Annotated in this window: 24 protein-coding genes and 2 pseudogenes; 22 read left to right on the top strand and 4 right to left on the bottom strand. The window is 32.4% G+C overall.

What is annotated here, in order from left to right:
- Nucleotides 1-94: 94 nt before the first annotated feature.
- From COJ46_RS04915 to COJ46_RS04880, 7 genes are all read left to right on the top strand, one after another.
- Complete coding sequence (locus tag COJ46_RS04915; RefSeq protein ID WP_097975373.1) at nucleotides 95-652, top strand: hypothetical protein; 558 nt, start codon at nucleotides 95-97, stop codon at nucleotides 650-652.
- Nucleotides 653-779: 127 nt separating this feature from the next.
- Complete coding sequence (locus COJ46_RS04910) at nucleotides 780-1,115, top strand: DUF7668 domain-containing protein (protein WP_097975371.1); 336 nt, start codon at nucleotides 780-782, stop codon at nucleotides 1,113-1,115.
- A gap of 144 nt (nucleotides 1,116-1,259) precedes the next feature.
- A complete protein-coding gene (locus COJ46_RS04905) occupies nucleotides 1,260-1,469 on the top strand; it encodes a hypothetical protein (RefSeq protein ID WP_097975370.1) in 210 nt (69 codons plus the stop codon).
- Nucleotides 1,470-1,619: 150 nt separating this feature from the next.
- On the top strand, nucleotides 1,620-2,084 hold the full coding sequence (locus COJ46_RS04900) for a hypothetical protein (RefSeq protein ID WP_097975368.1): 465 nt from the start codon (nucleotides 1,620-1,622) through the stop codon (nucleotides 2,082-2,084).
- Nucleotides 2,085-2,162: 78 nt separating this feature from the next.
- Complete coding sequence (locus COJ46_RS04895) at nucleotides 2,163-2,648, top strand: hypothetical protein (protein WP_097979008.1); 486 nt, start codon at nucleotides 2,163-2,165, stop codon at nucleotides 2,646-2,648.
- Nucleotides 2,649-3,113: 465 nt separating this feature from the next.
- The gene (locus COJ46_RS04890) at nucleotides 3,114-4,625 is read left to right on the top strand and encodes a M36 family metallopeptidase (protein ID WP_097978646.1); all 1,512 of its coding nucleotides are present in this window, start codon (nucleotides 3,114-3,116) and stop codon (nucleotides 4,623-4,625) included.
- A gap of 670 nt (nucleotides 4,626-5,295) precedes the next feature.
- The gene (locus COJ46_RS04880; RefSeq protein WP_097978647.1) at nucleotides 5,296-5,496 is read left to right on the top strand and encodes a hypothetical protein; all 201 of its coding nucleotides are present in this window, start codon (nucleotides 5,296-5,298) and stop codon (nucleotides 5,494-5,496) included.
- 345 nt (nucleotides 5,497-5,841) lie between these two features.
- On the opposite strand, the pseudogene COJ46_RS04875 reads toward COJ46_RS04880, so the two are convergent.
- Nucleotides 5,842-6,024, bottom strand: a pseudogene (locus COJ46_RS04875) (SRPBCC family protein); the annotation flags it as partial.
- A 320-nt stretch (nucleotides 6,025-6,344) separates the two neighbouring features.
- Here COJ46_RS04875 and COJ46_RS04870 point away from each other — a divergent pair.
- From COJ46_RS04870 to COJ46_RS04805, 14 genes and pseudogenes are all read left to right on the top strand, one after another.
- Nucleotides 6,345-7,262, top strand: coding sequence for an ATP phosphoribosyltransferase regulatory subunit (locus COJ46_RS04870; RefSeq protein WP_097978648.1), 918 nt, complete (start codon nucleotides 6,345-6,347; stop codon nucleotides 7,260-7,262).
- Nucleotides 7,259-7,906, top strand: a complete 648-nt coding sequence (gene hisG / locus COJ46_RS04865) for an ATP phosphoribosyltransferase (protein WP_097978649.1) — start codon at nucleotides 7,259-7,261, stop codon at nucleotides 7,904-7,906. Before COJ46_RS04870 ends, hisG begins: the two co-directional genes overlap by 4 nt.
- Complete coding sequence (gene hisD / locus COJ46_RS04860) at nucleotides 7,887-9,173, top strand: histidinol dehydrogenase (protein WP_420488117.1); 1,287 nt, start codon at nucleotides 7,887-7,889, stop codon at nucleotides 9,171-9,173. Before hisG ends, hisD begins: the two co-directional genes overlap by 20 nt.
- Complete coding sequence (gene hisB, locus COJ46_RS04855; RefSeq protein ID WP_286133649.1) at nucleotides 9,170-9,748, top strand: imidazoleglycerol-phosphate dehydratase HisB; 579 nt, start codon at nucleotides 9,170-9,172, stop codon at nucleotides 9,746-9,748. The genes hisD and hisB overlap by 4 nt, the downstream gene beginning before the upstream one ends.
- Nucleotides 9,749-10,372: an imidazole glycerol phosphate synthase subunit HisH gene (hisH, locus tag COJ46_RS04850; protein ID WP_097978651.1), complete on the top strand. Its 624-nt coding sequence runs from the start codon at nucleotides 9,749-9,751 to the stop codon at nucleotides 10,370-10,372.
- Nucleotides 10,350-11,081, top strand: coding sequence for a 1-(5-phosphoribosyl)-5-[(5-phosphoribosylamino)methylideneamino]imidazole-4-carboxamide isomerase (hisA, locus tag COJ46_RS04845; protein WP_097978652.1), 732 nt, complete (start codon nucleotides 10,350-10,352; stop codon nucleotides 11,079-11,081). The genes hisH and hisA overlap by 23 nt, the downstream gene beginning before the upstream one ends.
- Nucleotides 11,051-11,809 carry an imidazole glycerol phosphate synthase subunit HisF gene (hisF, locus tag COJ46_RS04840; RefSeq protein WP_097978653.1) on the top strand — a complete coding sequence of 253 codons (759 nt, stop codon included), beginning with the start codon at nucleotides 11,051-11,053 and terminating at the stop codon, nucleotides 11,807-11,809. The genes hisA and hisF overlap by 31 nt, the downstream gene beginning before the upstream one ends.
- An 11-nt stretch (nucleotides 11,810-11,820) precedes the next feature.
- On the top strand, nucleotides 11,821-12,468 hold the full coding sequence (gene hisIE / locus COJ46_RS04835; protein WP_097978654.1) for a bifunctional phosphoribosyl-AMP cyclohydrolase/phosphoribosyl-ATP diphosphatase HisIE: 648 nt from the start codon (nucleotides 11,821-11,823) through the stop codon (nucleotides 12,466-12,468).
- Nucleotides 12,465-13,295, top strand: coding sequence for a histidinol-phosphatase HisJ (gene hisJ, locus COJ46_RS04830; RefSeq protein ID WP_097978655.1), 831 nt, complete (start codon nucleotides 12,465-12,467; stop codon nucleotides 13,293-13,295). Before hisIE ends, hisJ begins: the two co-directional genes overlap by 4 nt.
- A gap of 432 nt (nucleotides 13,296-13,727) precedes the next feature.
- Nucleotides 13,728-13,916, top strand: coding sequence for a hypothetical protein (locus COJ46_RS04825; RefSeq protein WP_097978656.1), 189 nt, complete (start codon nucleotides 13,728-13,730; stop codon nucleotides 13,914-13,916).
- 298 nt (nucleotides 13,917-14,214) lie between these two features.
- Nucleotides 14,215-14,685, top strand: a complete 471-nt coding sequence (locus COJ46_RS04820; protein WP_097978657.1) for a DinB family protein — start codon at nucleotides 14,215-14,217, stop codon at nucleotides 14,683-14,685.
- A 137-nt stretch (nucleotides 14,686-14,822) separates the two neighbouring features.
- Nucleotides 14,823-15,230, top strand: a complete 408-nt coding sequence (locus tag COJ46_RS04815; protein WP_097978658.1) for a DUF4288 domain-containing protein — start codon at nucleotides 14,823-14,825, stop codon at nucleotides 15,228-15,230.
- A 50-nt stretch (nucleotides 15,231-15,280) separates the two neighbouring features.
- Nucleotides 15,281-15,831, top strand: a pseudogene (locus tag COJ46_RS04810) (GNAT family N-acetyltransferase).
- A gap of 176 nt (nucleotides 15,832-16,007) precedes the next feature.
- Nucleotides 16,008-16,583, top strand: coding sequence for a GNAT family N-acetyltransferase (locus COJ46_RS04805; RefSeq protein WP_097978659.1), 576 nt, complete (start codon nucleotides 16,008-16,010; stop codon nucleotides 16,581-16,583).
- 46 nt (nucleotides 16,584-16,629) lie between these two features.
- Here COJ46_RS04805 and COJ46_RS04800 read toward each other — a convergent pair whose 3' ends face one another.
- Entirely contained in the window at nucleotides 16,630-16,812 is a 183-nt protein-coding gene (locus COJ46_RS04800; RefSeq protein ID WP_097978660.1) for a hypothetical protein, read from the bottom strand.
- Nucleotides 16,813-16,901: 89 nt separating this feature from the next.
- Complete coding sequence (locus COJ46_RS24920; RefSeq protein ID WP_286131686.1) at nucleotides 16,902-17,036, bottom strand: hypothetical protein; 135 nt, start codon at nucleotides 17,034-17,036, stop codon at nucleotides 16,902-16,904.
- 102 nt (nucleotides 17,037-17,138) lie between these two features.
- On the opposite strand from COJ46_RS24920, the gene COJ46_RS04795 reads away from it, so the two are divergent.
- Complete coding sequence (locus tag COJ46_RS04795; RefSeq protein ID WP_097978661.1) at nucleotides 17,139-17,282, top strand: imidazoleglycerol-phosphate dehydratase; 144 nt, start codon at nucleotides 17,139-17,141, stop codon at nucleotides 17,280-17,282.
- Nucleotides 17,283-17,340: 58 nt separating this feature from the next.
- Here the strand turns inward: COJ46_RS04795 and COJ46_RS04790 are convergent, their stop codons facing one another.
- Nucleotides 17,341-17,805 carry a hypothetical protein gene (locus COJ46_RS04790; RefSeq protein ID WP_097978662.1) on the bottom strand — a complete coding sequence of 155 codons (465 nt, stop codon included), beginning with the start codon at nucleotides 17,803-17,805 and terminating at the stop codon, nucleotides 17,341-17,343.
- Between the last annotated feature and the right edge of the window lie 73 nt (nucleotides 17,806-17,878).

Here is a 17,878-nt window from a genome sequence, read left to right as displayed (position 1 = left end):
CTAATGCAACTAAATGGCAGTTTAGTTGCATAAGACTTCTGTTGAAATGAGGTATATAATTAAATTGAAATCATAAAATTGCGAGGGATTTTGAATGCAGAGATTATTTCGAATTAATTCTAGAAATATACCATCTATTTACGATAAAAACACAATTTATGGACGCTCAGCTGTGTGTTCTGAATGTGACAGTTCGGAAACTACTATTGAAAGACTAGGAGCATATCTGCCAACTTTTAAACATACCTTTGGTTTAATAAATCCTCTTGGTGGCATTATCGCTTCAAAGGAAGCAACTCATTATTTAAGAGACAACGATTTGAATGGCTTTACTATTGAAGAGGCTCTTGTTACATTTGGTGAAAGAGAAAGTGAAAATGAGCAGTATTTTTGGATAAAACCCACTGAAAAAATTGAATTAGACACAGAAAAAGGTCCTGGTCCAGTTGTTGATTGCGATAAATGTGGCAGAAGAATGTGGAATGAAAATGAAGGTATCAACATTTTAAAAAGTTCATTTTCTTCGGATTTAATTCTAGTAAATCATACATGGATAACCCTATGTTCTGAAAGGTTCATGGAAGTCGCCAAGAAAGTACCTAACAAATGTTATTTAAGTTTTGAAGAGTGGAATTATGCAATTAAAGATTAATGAAAACCTTATACAACTAACGCATGCGATTCTTCAATAACGAAGGATCGTTTTTCTTATGCAGCTAAATGGCAGATTAGTTCAATAAGATACTGTATTATTAAATTCATAAGAGGTGGTGGAAATTATGGATATAAAAGAAAAATTAATGATATTACTTAAAGAAACTGTTTGTGATTTAGTAAAAAAAGAAACTATTAAAATTAAGTCCAAACTATCAGTAGACATTACAATTGAGGACATCAAAAGAGAACTAAATCACTGGGGCTCATTAACAATTCCACCTGATGTAGCGTATGAGAATATTAGTTATTATGAGTATAATGATGGGTCAGGATATGCATTGGAATTTGAACTTTGGATAAATAATCAAGAAAGTGACTTAACATTGTCTTGTGAAGCAATAATCGACCAATCAGATAATATTTTATCGTTTTCAATCTTAGATTTACATGCTTTATAATTTATCGTTGTACAACTAACGCATGCTTTAGTTGAAGTTCACGAGTTGCTAGCAGCTCGTTTTTTTATTCAACAAAATGGCAGTTTAGTTCAATAAGAAATAGTGTTAAGCTAGAATAAGATACTTTAAAAAAGGTGGATAAATATGGCTATTATTTTCCCTGCTGTTTGGCTAGGTATAACTCTACCTATCCTTTTATCTCTTGTTTTTGGATTACTCAAACCGATTGTTACGGCTGATAATACTGGAATAAGTATGATAATCATTGCTTTACTAATTGCATTATTGGACGGTTACATTGGAATTAAAATATTTAACAAAATTCAATTGAGGTTCGAAAAATTAAAAAGATAGTGGAAGAATATCTTATTCAACTAACGCAGTGCCTTAGTTGAACAAAATGAGTCACTGAGTGGCTCATTTTTTATTGAAGTAAATGGCAGTATAGTTCAATAAGCAATGGTACAATAAATATAAATAATTGTGCATTGGGGAATCTATTATATGGAAAAACACCTAACTAATGAAGTTTTGGATAAAGTATTTTTCGTTGATGGAAGTTTAAGGGATATTTATGTTTTAGATGTCACTTTGGAAGATTGGCAAAAATTAATAGATTGGTTACGTTTATCTGATTGGGTTATTGAGTTTTATATAGATGGACAAAAAAACACGAATAAAATAACAAATGTATCCAAAATATTTGAGGAAAAAAAGAAAAAAAGTGTTTTAATGGCTATTAATATTAAAAGTGTTTTGATAAATTGCCATTTCTTTGTAGAAGATGAAATAGAATTTGATATAAATCCTAATAAAATTAAAGGTCTAACTGAAGCTGGTTACGTATTTGAATTTATGATTAAGCTATCAAATATGCTTGAAAAAGAAATTATTCTTACTGAAGAAAACTCTCTTGAAAATCCTTTATTTACAGTAAAATCAGATGGAACATTGCTTTTGCATATTTAAGATAAGTTGTTGTTCAACTAACTAATGCTTTAGTTGAACATCACGAGTTGCTAACAGCTCTAGAAAGGAGTATTAATTTTGGATATTGAATTAAAAAACTTTTCCGAAAAGGCACTTAAACATATGTTTATTGGAAGTCAATTGGATGGAGTGAAATTTGGTGTTGGACCAGGTGCATTTCTAATTCGATTTATAAATTATTATAATTCTAATGATCAACCACGTGATTTATGGTTAAATATTGAGTCAAAGTGGAATGTTTTTACTTCAGGAAATAATGATTTTCCTAACTCGGAAGATGAAATGAGTGAGTTAACTGAAGAGGAAGAATACAATTTAGTCTTTAAATTACGGAGAGAAAAAGTTGTTGACATTAAATTAGGTGAAAATGTTCCGCACCTTTTTATCGTTTTTCAATCAGGAAAAACCTTGTTTGTAAACGGACATCACAACATGTATGAATGTTGGCAAGCAGGTAACGATGCCGAATATACTGGTGGAGATTGGCTGATAGTTGCTACTCCTGGAGACGATATTGCAGCTTGGGTACCTGATGAATTTTAAGAGGAATGGTGATTTCTTATTGAACTAACTGATGCGTTAGTTGAACAACAAATTAATTGTTGTTAAGTAAAAGAAGATATTTGTGGTGCAAAAAAGGATGGAAATTACAGAAGAATTTATTCTGTTTCCATTCTTTTTTTTTTGCTTTTTACCTAGCTTCATAGGAAGATGTTTCAAAAAAATGTTAAACATCTTCAGGAGCGAAAATATCTGTGTGCTGACGTATGGTACCCATACGTGCTCGTTGGGGCCAATCCTCTTTTCAACCCCATTTTGGCTATCGTTCAACTCTCATGATTACGGGAATAGATTGCAGACTTCCAAGTTATATCACGGTGAATTTGCCAATTTCAGTCTGCGAAACTTGACGTAATTTAATAAAAAGTAAATATTGTCAATTCGAGGGATGAATTGTAAAATAATTCTGAACATTAAAATTTTGTTAGAATAATGGGAGGGAAAGCAATGAAGAAACGCAGGAGTATTTTCTTAGCCACATCTATTTTATTAACGATGACGGTTCCAACCGTCATGGCAGAAAGGGGCGCTCACTCACAAGCAGCAGTAATCGAAACGTCCGATGCCAGAACAGTTGCGGATCAGTATCTAAAGGAACACGGTTACAAGTATAACCTAAAAGAAGACCTCTCCGATTTGAATGTTGTAACCGTAATTAATTCAGAAAAAGGTTCTTATGTCCGCTATCAGCAAACAATAGAAGGAGCACCAGTATTTTCTAATCAACTTACAGTTACTTTGAATCAATCAGGAAAAATTCTGCTTGTTGTTTCCGATTATGCACCGTACAAATCAGTTGAAAAAATAAAAAATAAAATATCTAAAGAGGATGCAGAATCAAATGCGCTTAAAAACATCGGTGCAAAAGACAAGGGAAATTGGGCAAAAAACTCTAAAGAATTTGGTTTTATAGTTGAAGATGGTGTAGCTATTCCGATCTATCGCGTTGTTGTACATACGGACGAGCCATTTGGTGCTTGGGAAACGTACATTCATGCTGAAAATGGAAAACTATTAAAGAAAAGAAACCTAAACCAGCGTGCGACTGGAACAGGACAAGTATTCATGCCCAATCCAGTGGCATCGCAAGGCTCTATTACAGGTCTCACTGATAAAAGAGATGCAGACTCCACTGCTCTGAACAATCAATTAAAAGCGGTCAGTCTATTAGGACTTGATGGATCTGGCTACTTAAAAGGTAGCTATGTAAACATATACTCGAAAGCAAAAACCTTTTCATCATCGAATACATTCAATTATACCCGATCAAATGATAGCTTCGAGGATGTGAATACATATTATCATATTGATACGTTACAACGTTATATCCAGTCAATGGGTTTTCAGAATATTAATAATCGTTCGATTAAAGCCAATGTAAATACTTATACTCAGGATAACTCTTTCTACTCTCCATCCACGAAAGAGTTGACGTTTGGATCTGGCGGAGTGGATGATGCTGAGGATGCAGGAATTGTAGCACATGAATATGGACACTCGATCCAAGATAACCAAGTGCCTGGCTTTGGCAATTCTGCCGAGGCAGGTGCAATGGGAGAGGGCTTCGGGGATTTTCTAGGTGCTACTTATGAAGATTCTCTGTCAAAAAATGGATATGGTAAAGGATGCATCGGTGAATGGGATGCTACTTCCTATTCTTCAAGCAACCCTCCTTGCCTACGTCGACTAGACAATAATAAAGTGTATCCTCGTGATTGGGCAGGGGAAGTTCATGCGGATGGTGAAATCTGGTCTCAAGGGGAGTATGAAATGGCGCAAGCGTTTGGACGGGATATTGCAACCAAAATCATTTTGCAGTCTCACTTCTCTTTGACTCCAAATGCAACATTCAGAGATGGAGCTAGAGCTATTAAACAAGCTGATGTACTGCTCTACGGCGGGTCGCACGGAGCTAAAATTGATTCAATCTGGGCAGCTCGAGGAATTTCAACCAATTAAATATTTCAGAGCTCTTCCTTCACGAAATAGGGAAGAGTTTTTTATTTTTAATTTTTGGGTATAAAGCTAGTTAAATAAAAATTCTTATCGGTAAAAAATGGAAACTCGTTACAACTCCTTTTTGTACAACTAATGCATGCGTGAGTTGTACAAAAATGGAGTTGAATGATTGTTGTTATTATAAAAGTGGGTTATAAGCCTAACACAAAGTGAGATAACGAGGATAAAATGAAATTATGACATTTAACTATATTTTGAAGGGATGTAATGTTGATTATCGTAAGCCAAACAATCTCAAAAAAGAAACTTTGTCTCAGGTTCAACCTTGGGTACAGTATGGCTTAAAGAAGCCCAAATCCTCATGCAATAATGGAAGTTGCAGCTATTTATTATCTGATGGGTAAAAGATATGATTCACGGACGGTACATCAAATAGTTGAATTATGGGGAGTTAGTAAATATTTCGTCAGAGATAGTGGAACTTATTGTTAGTATCATTGATTTAACGAAATGTTCACCACTGTGAATGGAGTATAATTCTTCTATAGTAGATATGATTGTTTATAGTAATTTTTAAGCTAGAATAATGGATAATATAAAATGGACCTGCTCAAGCTTCACTAAAACACCATAAAGTATTATGATTTCGAATCTTTAGGTGGTGAATTTGATGAGTGTATTCGATAACTTTTATCGTTCTCCAGGTCCAAGCTGCGGATGTGGTGGGTCAGGTATAGGCACATGGCAGAGCAGTGGATATGTTCAAGGATATCCAATATATGGCCAAAGTGGTTATTTACATGGAGGTTATTATAATCCCTATGGGAGAAGGTGGCAATTTATTCCAGGGGTAGGATGGGTTGTAATCTAATAAAAAATATAACTGATTTGGAGAGCTTATCTCCTGATCAGTTATATTTTTTTCATTAAATTCGGTACATCTTTTGTTTTATGGCTGGGAGCCAAATAAAACGATGGATTACTTTAGTTGGACACTAGTTATGGAGAGTAAGTAATAAGAAGAAATGGAAGACTACTAGATCAACTTGATGAATTTCAAAAATATTACTTATTTGTAGAACGAAATGAAAAACAACGAAAAAAACAATAAGCTTAAGATATAATAATTTTAAGAAGTATTCCTATGCTTAATTTTTAAAAACTTAAAAAAAAAATCAAAGGGAATAGGTATTCCCCTTGATTTTTTTATTAACTATTACACTGCTAAAACTTGAAATGCATGTCTTAATGCTTCCAATCCATCTTTATAAATCCCATTGAAAAGATTGATAACTTCTTCATCTGTTACATCCACAGGAGTAAAACTTCCAGACCACTCAACAATTGACTTATTACCATCGGGATGCTCTTGAACTCGTATTGTCGATTGATAGTTTGTATAGATTCGAAAAAATTAAAAAATCTTAATGTAAACCCTTTCAAAATTTTTATTTTTCAAAAGGCATTGACAACTTATATCAAATTCATTAAGATGAATAAAAATAAAACGAAAAAGGAGACATGAACATGTTTTTCGCACGCACGAATAATGGGCTACAACATCATCATCCACCCAGGGTTTGAATCTATGGACAAAAATTGACCGTAGATGCAAGCCCTCTTCGTGTTACGAAAAAGGTGCTTGTGTCGTGCCAGAAGGCCATACAGGCATTTAACCTGTATGGCCTTTTTGTTTTTTCTAGAAGGGGGAATGTTCAATTGGATGGGAAATTAAAGCAGTCATTAGTCAATTATCGATATAAAAGAAAAATGGAAGATTATGCACTAGAGCGAGGATATATTCCTTTTCATCCTCAGTTGTTTGAAGAGTATGATTCATTTTCGAGTCGAAATCCAAGATTAGCTAGAGAAGATTTAGTTGTTGTTTTAACACGCTTACAGCAAATTTTATTGTTAAGACCTGATTTAACCAGTGCATTGATGAAAGAAATTTATCCAATCGCGCTGAAGGAAGAGAAATGTAAAGTATTTTATCAATCAACAATCTATCGAAATAATGGGGTAGAGCTTGAGGAAATTAATCAATTTGGTATTGAAAATTTAGGTCGAATTTCTGAAGCATCTGAAATCGAAGTAGTTATTATGGCAATTGATTTATTAAGCAATGTTCCTTTTATTTTAGAAATCGGGCATACAGGATTTATTGAAGGATTATTTAAGGAATGTAATTTAACCGGGTCGCAAAAAAACAAATTGAAAAAGCTAATTTATTTAAAAAACATAGATGAATTAGAACGTTTTATTCAGTCAATTAATTTACCGTTTCAAGCTAGAAATGTTTTTGAACAGTTATTTAGTTTACAAGGTAAAGGAGAAAAGCTTCATGCATTACTTAGAAGTTTAGTTTTAAATAATGAAATGGAAAATGCAGTTGAAAAGGTAATCAAATTTCAAGAAATTAGTCCAAATATTCTTCTTGATTTATCAATCGTAAATGAATTTGATTATTATGACGGAATCGTTTTTAAAGGGTATTATGATCAGTTAAATAAAGAGGTTTTAAGTGGAGGACGCTATCTTTTGGTGTCTGAAGATTCGGAAAACAGTATTGATGCGATTGGATTTTCGATTGATACAAATGCTTGGATAACATGTCAAATGAGGGATGTAAAGTGAATTGGCTAACAGTTGCAGTTGCAAAAGGAAGACTTGAAGATGAAGTTATTAAAATATTAAGTCAGTCTGGTTATCGAAAAGTAATTGATTCTAAAACTAGAAAACTAATTTTTGAAGATGAATTAAATAAAATTAAATATTTAGTAGTGAAACCTGTGGATGTCGCTACATATGTTGAACGAGGAGTTTGCGATCTTGGTTTTGTAGGAAAAGACATTCTTCTAGAACAAGAGAAAGATGTATATGAGTTGATGGATTTAGAACTCGGAAAATGCATTTTTGCTGCAGCGGGGTTTCCAGGAACGTTAATTGATCGGGGTGATGAAACGTTAAGAGTTGCAACAAAATATCCAAATATTACTTCAAAGTATTTTCAGTTTAGGCAAAATATTGAACTTATTTATTTAAATGGTTCTGTTGAATTAGCACCAATTGTAGGCATGTCAGATATTATTGTTGATTTAGTAGAAACAGGAAGTACCTTAAAGGCAAATGGATTAGTCATCTTAGAAGAAATGATTCCAATCAGTGCTAGAGTGATTTCAAATCGTGTAAGTTATCGATTTAACTATTTCCGTATTACTGAATTTATAGAAAAAATTAAGAAGGGTAGGAACATATATGCTGGAAATTTTATCGATTAATCAAAAAAGCGAAAAACTTGAAAGTATCATAAGCCGAACGAATTTACCTACTGTTGAGATCACAAAAAGCGTAGAAAAGATTTTATTAAATGTGAAAGAAAATGGTGATGAAGCTGTACGTCAGTATTCTTTAATTTATGATGAGGTGAAACTAAAAAACTTTGAAGTAAGTGAAGATGAGTTTAATGAAGCCCTAGAACAAACTGATGAAAACTTAATAAATGCATTAATTGAAGCTAAGAAAAATATAGAGACATATCATGAAAAACAACTGCAAGATGGTTATAAAATAAATGAAAAAAATTCATATGTTCAACAATTAATTAATCCGATTGAAAGAGTTGGTGTGTATATCCCAGGTGGAAAAGCGGCATACCCATCAACAGTTTTAATGAATGTGATTCCTGCAAAAATAGCAGGAGTGAATGAAATTGTCATTGTAACGCCACCAAATAATGAAGGAAAAATTAAGCCTTCCATTTTAGTAGCTGCGAAATTAGCTGGTGTTACAAAAGTGTTGAAAATTGGTGGAGCGCAAGCAATTGGGGCACTGGCGTATGGAACTGAAACAATTGAAAAAGTAGATAAAATAGTTGGTCCTGGTAATATTTATGTGGCGCTCGCTAAGAAAAGTGTTTCAGGCATAGTAGGAATTGATATGGTTGCAGGTCCAACTGAGGTTGTCATATTAGCAGATGAAAAAGCCAATCCGAGATTTATTGCTGCTGACTTAATGGCACAGGCAGAGCATGATGAAATGGCATCTAGTATTGTGATTACGAATTCAGAAGAGTTTGCACAAAAAATACAGCAAGAAATACCAAACTTATTAGAAGAACAACCAAGAAGAGAAATTATTCAAAGCTCATTCGAAAATTATGGAGCCATTATCGTCGTTAAAACAATCGAGGAAGGTATTGAGCTTGTTAATAAATTAGCGCCTGAACATCTTGAACTAATGATAGAAAATTCAGAGTCGATCGTTCATAAAATTAAAAATGCTGGTGCTATTTTTTTAGGAGACTATACTCCAGAGCCTGTTGGCGATTACTTTGCGGGAACAAATCATACATTACCGACTAGCGGAACTGCAAGATTTACCTCGCCATTAAATGTAAATGATTTTCAAAAGAAAACATCCGTTGTTTATTACAATAAGGCTGCCTTAAGTGAAGCAAGAAAACATATTGAAATAATCGCAGAGGAAGAAGGCCTATTTGGTCACGGTAAAGCAATTAGTATTCGATTTGAGGAGGATTCAAAGTGAGAACTGCAATGATTACCAGACAAACAAATGAAACAAATATACGTTTGAAATTAAATTTAGATGGTGATGGAGAAAGTAACATTCAAACTGGAATTGGTTTTTTAGATCATATGTTAACGTTATTTTCATTCCATAGCGGAATAGACTTAGAAGTATTTTGTGAAGGTGATCTTGAAGTAGATGATCATCACACAACAGAAGATGTTGGTATCGCATTAGGTAAAGCCTTATTAATTGCCTTAGAAGAAAAAATTGGCATTAATCGTTACGGTTCATGCTACATTCCAATGGATGAAACGTTAGCAAGAGTAGTCGTCGATTTTAGTGGAAGACCGTATCTTGTTTATAATGATCGAACAGTAAGAGAACGAATAGGAATGATAGATACACAGAATTTTAAAGAATTTTTTAAATCATTAAGCTCAGAAGCCAGAATGAATTGTCATATGGAAGTTTTATATGGAGAAAATGATCATCACAAAATTGAAGCTTTATTTAAAGCATTTGGCAGAGCGGTTAAACAAGCAGTTGAAGTAACTTCGACTAAATTACCTTCCACGAAAGGAATGTTATAAGTGAATATTATTATTGATTATGGTGTTGGTAATTTAGATTCATTAAGAAGAGCATGTGAAGAAATTGATTTTCCTGTAGTCATTACGAATGAAATTGAAGTGATTGAGCAAGCTTCTTCTATTATTCTACCAGGTGTTGGGGCATATGAAGCAGCGATGAACGAATTAAATCGACTTGGTTTAGTAGATTGTATAAAGTCAAAGGCAAAAAACGGTACTCCGATTTTAGGAATTTGTCTAGGAATGCAATTACTATATGAATTTAGTGAAGAAAATTTTGGGGCAAGCGGGCTTGGCTTAATTAAAGGTCAAGTAAAACGTATACCTGACATTGTAAAAGTTCCACATATGGGCTGGAACAAGTTAAACTTTACTAAACAGGAATCATTATTAAAATATGTAAATGAAGGCGATTATGTCTATTTTGTACACTCATTTTATATTAGTTCAACAAATGAGGAGCTTTTAGCATATTCCGATTACGGGGTAAAGATTCCAGCAATTATTAAATCCAATAATATTTACGGAATGCAATTTCATCCTGAAAAAAGTGCAGAAACAGGTCTGAATTTATTAAAAGCATTTAAGGAGATGTGTTTATATGATTCTATATCCAGCAATTGATTTAAAAGACGGTAATTGCGTTCGCCTTGAGCAAGGAGATTTTAATAAGAAAGTAATTTATAAGAATTCACCACTTGAAGTTGCGTTAGATTTTGAAAAAGCAGGTGCAAAAGTTTTGCATATTGTTGATTTAGACGGAGCAAGAACTGGAGAACGGAAAAATGCTTCGATTATTAAAGAGATTGTTCAGAATACAAAACTAAACATTCAGTTAGGTGGAGGAATAAGATCACTTGATTCGATATCGTTCTGGTTAGAATTAGGTGTAGAAAAAGTAATTTTAGGTACAGCTGCAATTAATAATAGACAACTTTTAGAACAAGCAATTTTAAAATACGGTGATCGAATCATTGTAGGAGTAGATGCAAAAAACAGTTTTGTAGCCATAAATGGATGGGAAGAGTCGACAAATCAAGATAGCTTTGAATTTTGTAAACAACTAGAGTTAATAGGTGTGAAAACTGTCGTTTACACTGATATATCAAAGGACGGCATGTTAAGTGGACCTAATTTAGAAGCATATAAAAGATTAGCTAAAGAAACAAATTTAAATATTATCGCTTCAGGTGGAGTGAGCTCAATCAATGATCTGAAGTCACTTCGCAGATTAAATATTTATGGTGCGATTTCTGGTAAAGCATTATATGAAGGAAAATTTACAGTTGAGGAGGCACTTAAATGCTTGCAAGAAGAATTATACCGTGCTTAGACGTTCGTAATGGACGAGTCGTGAAAGGGAAACAGTTTTCAAGTATTCAAGATGTTGACTCACCTACAAAACTAGGAAAATATTATAGTGATAATGGTGCTGACGAGTTAGTATTTTATGATATTACAGCCTCAAATGAAGAAAGAGATATATCATTGAAATTTGTTTCAGAAGTAGCCAAGGAATTGCGTATTCCATTCAGTGTTGGAGGGGGAGTACGTTCGATTGATGATTTTACGAAACTATTAAGAAATGGAGCCGATAAAGTATCAATCAATTCTGCCGCAATTTTAAATCCGAATTTAATTAAGGAAGCATCCGAACGGTTTGGATCGCAATGTGTTGTGCTTTCAATTGATGCAAAGTTAAATAAAGATGGCAATTATAAAGTGTTTATAAATGGTGGCCGGAAAGAGACTGAATGGAATGCGATTGATTGGGCAAAGAAAGGTGTGGAGCTTGGAGCGGGTGAAATTGTCTTAAATAGTATTGATGAAGATGGTATGAAAAGAGGTTTTGATATCCGATTGCTGCAAAAAATTACAAATGCAGTTAATGTTCCTGTTATCGCATCTGGTGGTGCTGGAAAAGTAGAACACTTTTATGATGCGATTGAATATGCAAATGTCGATGGAGTTTTAGCTGCTTCAGTATTCCATTTTGGAGAAATCAAAATTAGTGAATTAAAAGACTATTTAAATGAAAAAAATATTCCAGTTCGACTATAGGAGGAGAAAACATGTTTTTTGATATCGAAAAAATTCGCTTTAATGAACAAGGGTTAGTACCAGCAATTGTACAAGATAGTAATACGAAAGAAGTATTAATGTTGGCATATATGAATAATGAATCAATTAAACTCACAATCGATACTGGATTTGCTACATTTTATAGTAGAAGTCGCCAATCAATTTGGAAAAAAGGAGAAACATCGGGGAATCTTCAATCTGTCAAATCGATCTCTTATGATTGTGATCAAGATTCAATATTACTACAGGTTGAACAAGTAGGAGTAGCATGCCACACAGGAAGCTACAGTTGTTTTTCCGAAAAATTAACTTTAATACAAGAAAAAAATATTGTTCAAAATGAATCAATAAGTTTTCTGCCAAATCTCTATGAAACGATACGAGATCGAAAAGAGAACCCGATTGAAGGATCTTATACTACTTATTTATTTAATCAAGGTATTGATAAGATCTTGAAAAAAGTAGGTGAAGAGACAAGTGAAGTAATTATTGGAGCTAAAAATGAAGGAACAGAAGAATTAATATATGAGATTAGTGATCTAGTTTATCACACAATTGTTTTAATGGTTGAAAAAGGAATAAAGCTTGAAGAGATAAATAATTGCTTAATAAATAGGAAGGAGAAAGTAAAATCTTGAAAATTGATGGGCACACACATACACAATATTGTCCGCACGGAAGTGGTGATGACGTACAATTAATGATTGAAAAAGCGATTGAACTTGGTTTCGATGAATACCATATCACTGAACATACACCAGTACCATCAACATTTCAAAACTGCTTAAAGCCAGATGAAGCAGTTGCTTCGCTTGCGATGTCTGAAAATGAAGTAGACGAATATATTAATGAAATGTATAAAGTAAGAGACAAGTATAAGGATCGAATTAATATAAAAATTGGATTTGAATACGATTATTTACCGAGTGAATCAGTATGGTTTAAAGATTTTTTAAAAGAATACGGTAAATATTGTGACACAGGACTTTTGTCAGTTCATTACCTGGAAGGAAAAAATGGATGGCATTGTATAGATTATAAAGCTGAAGATACTCTTTCTGGTTTAGTAAATTACTATGGCAGTGCAGAAGCATTTCAACTTGCTTATTACGATCTAGTAAAACAGTCAATCATTGATGATTTAGGTCCATTTAAACCAAAAAGAATCGGCCATATGACATTATGCAATAAATTTAAACAATTTTTGAAATGTGATGATACAGAAAAGATCCTAAATAAACAAGTTGAACTATTAAAGTTAGTAAAAGAAAAAAATTATATTTTAGACTATAATACTGCAGGATTATTTAAAGAGTATTGTGGTGAAACATATCCACCAAACCATGTCGTTGAAATTGCGAATTCATTAAATATAGAGTTAATGTATGGTTCAGATTCCCATAGTATAAAAGATGTTGGCAGAGGATATGAGGTTTATTTTTCAAATAGTAAAAAGGGAAACTGAACTGTTTGGCCATTTATGAGTAAGTAATTTACATCAAATTGCTAATTAACTAACTCATGAGCCTTCTATGAGTAAGTAATTTTCATATTTTTATTATTTTACTAACTCATGAAACTGTTATGAGTAACCTATTACCATCTTTTTTGACTTTTACTAACTCATGACCCCCTTATGAGTAACTAATTTTCATGTTTTGGCTTTTTTACATACTCATGAAGCTCTCTTGAGTAAGGAGACATAAACCTTCTATGATTATGTTTAATTTAAACACTCATTGACGATAAATTTATAATTTATCGTTTTTTTTTTTTTTGCGATATTTTTCTTAAAATGGTGAAATTCCCCCAATTTATAAATATCAAACTTTAATGTACAATTAAGGAAAATTAGAATTTTTTTAATAAATATCGTTTACATAAAGGGAGAATTTGAATGTCAAATTTTTTTTGGGTCGTATTAGGGGCTTTATTAATGAGTACTATTGATTATTTGATGTTTTATTTTGGACTTAATACAGAGAATCAAAAATGGAACTGGTTTGAAAAACGAACAAAGTTTCAAAAAATTAGTATACTTTCTGGTGTGTTTTTAGTTATGTTTGTACTTAACATTGTAAGTTAAAAGTTAATGCTACTAAGAGAGTCATGGTTGTGACTCCTTTTTTCTTTTTATAGATGTATTTAGGGCTAATTTCTAGAAGGTTGATCCCAAAGATACAAATGTTATAAGAAAGATAAAAAATAAAAGGTAAAAAAAGCCATTTGTTGAATTAATAAACAGTGGTGACCTCTATATGAATCAATTGTTATCATTTAGTTCAAGTTTAGTCCAACTTTTTTAATGAAGTTTAATGGTTATGAGAAGACTTTACAGAAGTAATTTCTAATATTATTAGAGTTTAAAAAAGGAGGGAATTTTTATGAATCGAAAAGAAATGTTTTTAAACGTATTAGACAAAACATATGATAAGGAAAGTTGGTTTGCTCCACTAAAAGATTCAATTGTAGGAATTACAGCTGAACAAGCTGGTTGGAGACCATCAGGGGAAGCAACTAAATCAATTTGGGAAAACGTTAATCATCTTCTTTATTACAAAGAGAGGATTGTAGCAAATTTAGAAGGTAGAGAGTGGACACAGAATCTAGACGGTGACAAAACATTCTTTTTTACTGAACCATCGAATGATATAAATGAATGGAAGAAGGTAGTTGACCGTTTGGAAAATATTAGTTGTAGATTAAGACAGCTATTGAGTAATATGACAGATGAGGAATTAATGAGAAATTCTTTTGAAGTCAAATTAATGGATTTATTACTACATGACGCTTACCATACCGGACAAATTATTCAAATAAGAAAAATGCAAGGATCGTGGCCATCACATCGTTGACATAATCGACTAAGGCAGCTTAAAGCTGTCTTTTTTTTTTAGATAATCGGGGAGGAAGTACGGAAATAGAAATTGGATATTCCTGGTATAATTAATCGAGTGTATTATTATTAATCGTAATATATTTGGAGGGAAAAATGAGAAAAAGATTACGAAAAAAAAGATCAAATAAATGGGAGTGGTTTTCAGTAAAAGTGTTATATGAATGTAAAATATCAGGAAATCCTTCACCAAAAAAAATCGATGAAGATTACGGTAGTGACGGACAAAAGACATTTGAGGAAAGCATTTTACTTATAAAAGCACCTTCAGAGGAAGAAGCTTATTTAATTGGTGAAAAAGAAGCATTAAAAAATGAAGTTGAATACTTAAATCAATATGATCAAACAGTAGAATGGAAGTTCATAAGAGTAATCGATTGCTTTAATTTATTTGATAAAAAACTTCAAACAGGTACTGAACTATATTCTCGTTTTATAAGAGTTCCTGATGATTTGCCGACAGAAAAACTTAGTTCAATTAATGACCGAGATTTTATTGAGTAAGAAGTCAGCAATTAGGTTGAAAAAAACCAAATTTTGAGGAAGTAATGATTATGTTTAGTTATAAAATTGAAGAAAACTTGCAATTAAAGTTATTAACTCTACAAGATGCAGATGAGTTATACAAATTAACAATCAATTCTATGGAACATTTAAAAGAATGGTTGCCATTAATAGCATATAATCAAAAACCTAAGGATACAGAGAATTTTATAAAATCAACTATGAAGCAATTTGCTGAAAATAATGGATTTCAAGCTGGTATTTGGTCAAATTCAAAAATTGTTGGGGTTATCGGATTCCATAAAATTGATTGGTCAAATAAGTCGACAAGTATGGGTTATTGGCTAGGAAAGGGTTTTGAAGGTACAGGCATAATGACAAAAGCTTGTCATGCATTTGTTAATTATGCATTAACAGATCTCTTGCTAAATCGGTCGAGATTCGTGCTGCTGTTGAAAATACAAAAAGCCGTGCTATTCCTGAGTGATTAGGATTCTTTCAAGAAGGTCGGATCAGGAAAGCAGAATGGTTGTATGATCATTATGTAGATCACATCGTTTATGGAATGTTAGCGGAAGATTGGGTTTCCTTAAGGAAATAATGTTAATTTCATATCAATGAACTTTTTTTCTTGCATGAAAAGTATTAATACTTCAAATACTTCATTTGAAAGGACTTACTAATTATTTTTGGATAGATATTTACTAATGAGTTAAATGAAATAATGACTTGTCTAGTGTGATGCTATAAACTGCAAGAAAGAAAAGGAGAATATCAATGCATTGGTATGAAAAACTAAATCAGTATTTTCCAGTTGAAGAAATGAAATCAAGGGAACATATGGAAACCTTATTGAAAGAGAGACCAGATATTTACCATAAAGATGAAGGTCCACATCATGTTTTAATGTATGCGGAACTAGATGATTTTGTCTTTATCGATTACTTGTTCGTTTCGAAAGATGCCCGTGGGCAGGGTCTTGGGTATAAATTGCTTGAAAAGCTAAAGAAGAAGGGCAAACCGATTATTTTAGAGGTTGAACCAGTTAATTATGAAGATACAGATACAGAAAAAAGGCTTCGCTTTTATAAAAGAGAAGGTTTTGAGCATGCTCAGTCGATCGGATATAACAGACGATCACTAGCAACTCAAGAAATAAACCCTATGGAGATTTTGTACTGGTCTCCAAATAATGAGAGTGAAGAGATGATTTTTAAAGCAATGAAAAAAACATATAATATGATTCATACATATAGGGATACACATTTTTACGGTGAATCTTATCAGCCAGTAGAGGAAGTTTTAACCTTTGGTGAAAATAATAGCAATCAAAATCTCTTAGAAGACATATAAAAATGTGAAATCAAAAACGACTGATTGCCTCAGTCGTTTTTTCTAATTACACACCCATACGTTTGCGTTGATTATTTGGCCTTTTTGAAATTTGATTCTTTTTCGTCATATCTTTAACAGCATTTACTCCAGAATTTTGATTAGAATTTTGCTGTTTTTTGCTAGCCAACTTTTGTTTCATTAATTCCTGAAGACTAACTTTTTTTGGTTCATTGTTATTTTCGCTCATAAATTTTGTTTCCTCCAATTTAATCATACTTTTATAATGACTTGTTGAAGGAAAATTAGCAAGTACATTTAAAAGAATTAAAAGTTCTATTAGCTGTCTTTTTCAGTATTTTTCTTATGAAACTCTTCCATTTTTTTACTCTTCGAATAAGCAGATTCCTCTGAATGTCCAAATTGATCTACAGAACTTTTCTGTGGACCTTTGTTTGTATGTCCTTTTGCCATGTTTAACCCTCCTTTTTTATTATTATGTGCTTAAATTCCTTGAATAATCTTTAATTTAAAATGGGAATCTATTTATGATAAATGGTATTAGGAGGAAGCAAAATGACAAGTAAAAATGGCAGCAAAGGAAGTAAAAATCAAAACGCACCTGAACTTCATGGACAAGCACCTACTAGTGGTGACAACACAAAAGGAAATGTCTATCGCTCTAAAAAAGGTAGTAAATCACAAACAGAATTACACTAAAATATTTAATTAAAAAAGAGCTTGGATTTCCCAAGCTCTAAATTTTTTCTAACGATGTTTAGTCTTGAACATTAAATCCTTCTTCATCTAAATATTCACAAGCTTCACCGTAGCTATTGAATGTACCATCAAGATTTTCTCCTGCGTAAACATTCCACATGTCCATTTCTGAAACAAGTTTAAGGACTTGTCCGTTCGCATTAACCCAGATTTCTTCAACTTCTTCATCTTCATCAAAAATAGGTTCAAATGATAGGCTTTCAATTGATTTAGTAAGTACTGTACGAAGTTCGTCTTCAGTAAATTCTCTTATATTTACCATACCTTTATCGTTTGTTTTGTATCCTTTAATACCTTCAGCATATACAAAGCCGTTTCCATTAGGATGTAAATGATATACCACATTCTTTTTTTCTTTTAAACTTTCTTCGTATTGAAAATTTGTACGTCCAAGTGAGACTGGCTTTTTAGTTAATTCTGGAAATGATTCAATAATTGTTAGTTTTTCTTCGTAAGTTAGCATAATGCCTCCAAAAAAAATATTCTTTTACCTATGTTTTGTATGTAACGTAACAAATATAACAAAAATCTTTTGA

This window comes from Bacillus sp. AFS077874, from assembly GCF_002566505.1.
Classification (GTDB): Bacteria; Bacillota; Bacilli; order Bacillales; family Bacillaceae_G; genus Gottfriedia.
The sequence above is the reverse complement of the archived record's forward strand: the minus strand, read 5'-3'. Positions and strand labels throughout refer to the sequence as shown.

Coding starts and splice junctions, on each gene's coding strand:
- COJ46_RS04915 (WP_097975373.1), top strand. CDS start 95: ATGCAGAGATTATTTCGAATTAATTCTAGAAATATACCATCTATTTAC.
- COJ46_RS04910 (WP_097975371.1), top strand. CDS start 780: ATGGATATAAAAGAAAAATTAATGATATTACTTAAAGAAACTGTTTGT.
- COJ46_RS04905 (WP_097975370.1), top strand. CDS start 1,260: ATGGCTATTATTTTCCCTGCTGTTTGGCTAGGTATAACTCTACCTATC.
- COJ46_RS04900 (WP_097975368.1), top strand. CDS start 1,620: ATGGAAAAACACCTAACTAATGAAGTTTTGGATAAAGTATTTTTCGTT.
- COJ46_RS04890 (WP_097978646.1), top strand. CDS start 3,114: ATGAAGAAACGCAGGAGTATTTTCTTAGCCACATCTATTTTATTAACG.
- COJ46_RS04880 (WP_097978647.1), top strand. CDS start 5,296: ATGAGTGTATTCGATAACTTTTATCGTTCTCCAGGTCCAAGCTGCGGA.
- hisA (WP_097978652.1), top strand. CDS start 10,350: ATGATTCTATATCCAGCAATTGATTTAAAAGACGGTAATTGCGTTCGC.
- hisF (WP_097978653.1), top strand. CDS start 11,051: ATGCTTGCAAGAAGAATTATACCGTGCTTAGACGTTCGTAATGGACGA.
- hisIE (WP_097978654.1), top strand. CDS start 11,821: ATGTTTTTTGATATCGAAAAAATTCGCTTTAATGAACAAGGGTTAGTA.
- COJ46_RS04825 (WP_097978656.1), top strand. CDS start 13,728: ATGTCAAATTTTTTTTGGGTCGTATTAGGGGCTTTATTAATGAGTACT.
- COJ46_RS04820 (WP_097978657.1), top strand. CDS start 14,215: ATGAATCGAAAAGAAATGTTTTTAAACGTATTAGACAAAACATATGAT.
- COJ46_RS04815 (WP_097978658.1), top strand. CDS start 14,823: ATGAGAAAAAGATTACGAAAAAAAAGATCAAATAAATGGGAGTGGTTT.
- COJ46_RS04805 (WP_097978659.1), top strand. CDS start 16,008: ATGCATTGGTATGAAAAACTAAATCAGTATTTTCCAGTTGAAGAAATG.
- COJ46_RS04800 (WP_097978660.1), bottom strand. CDS start 16,812: ATGAGCGAAAATAACAATGAACCAAAAAAAGTTAGTCTTCAGGAATTA.
- COJ46_RS24920 (WP_286131686.1), bottom strand. CDS start 17,036: ATGGCAAAAGGACATACAAACAAAGGTCCACAGAAAAGTTCTGTAGAT.
- COJ46_RS04795 (WP_097978661.1), top strand. CDS start 17,139: ATGACAAGTAAAAATGGCAGCAAAGGAAGTAAAAATCAAAACGCACCT.
- COJ46_RS04790 (WP_097978662.1), bottom strand. CDS start 17,805: ATGCTAACTTACGAAGAAAAACTAACAATTATTGAATCATTTCCAGAA.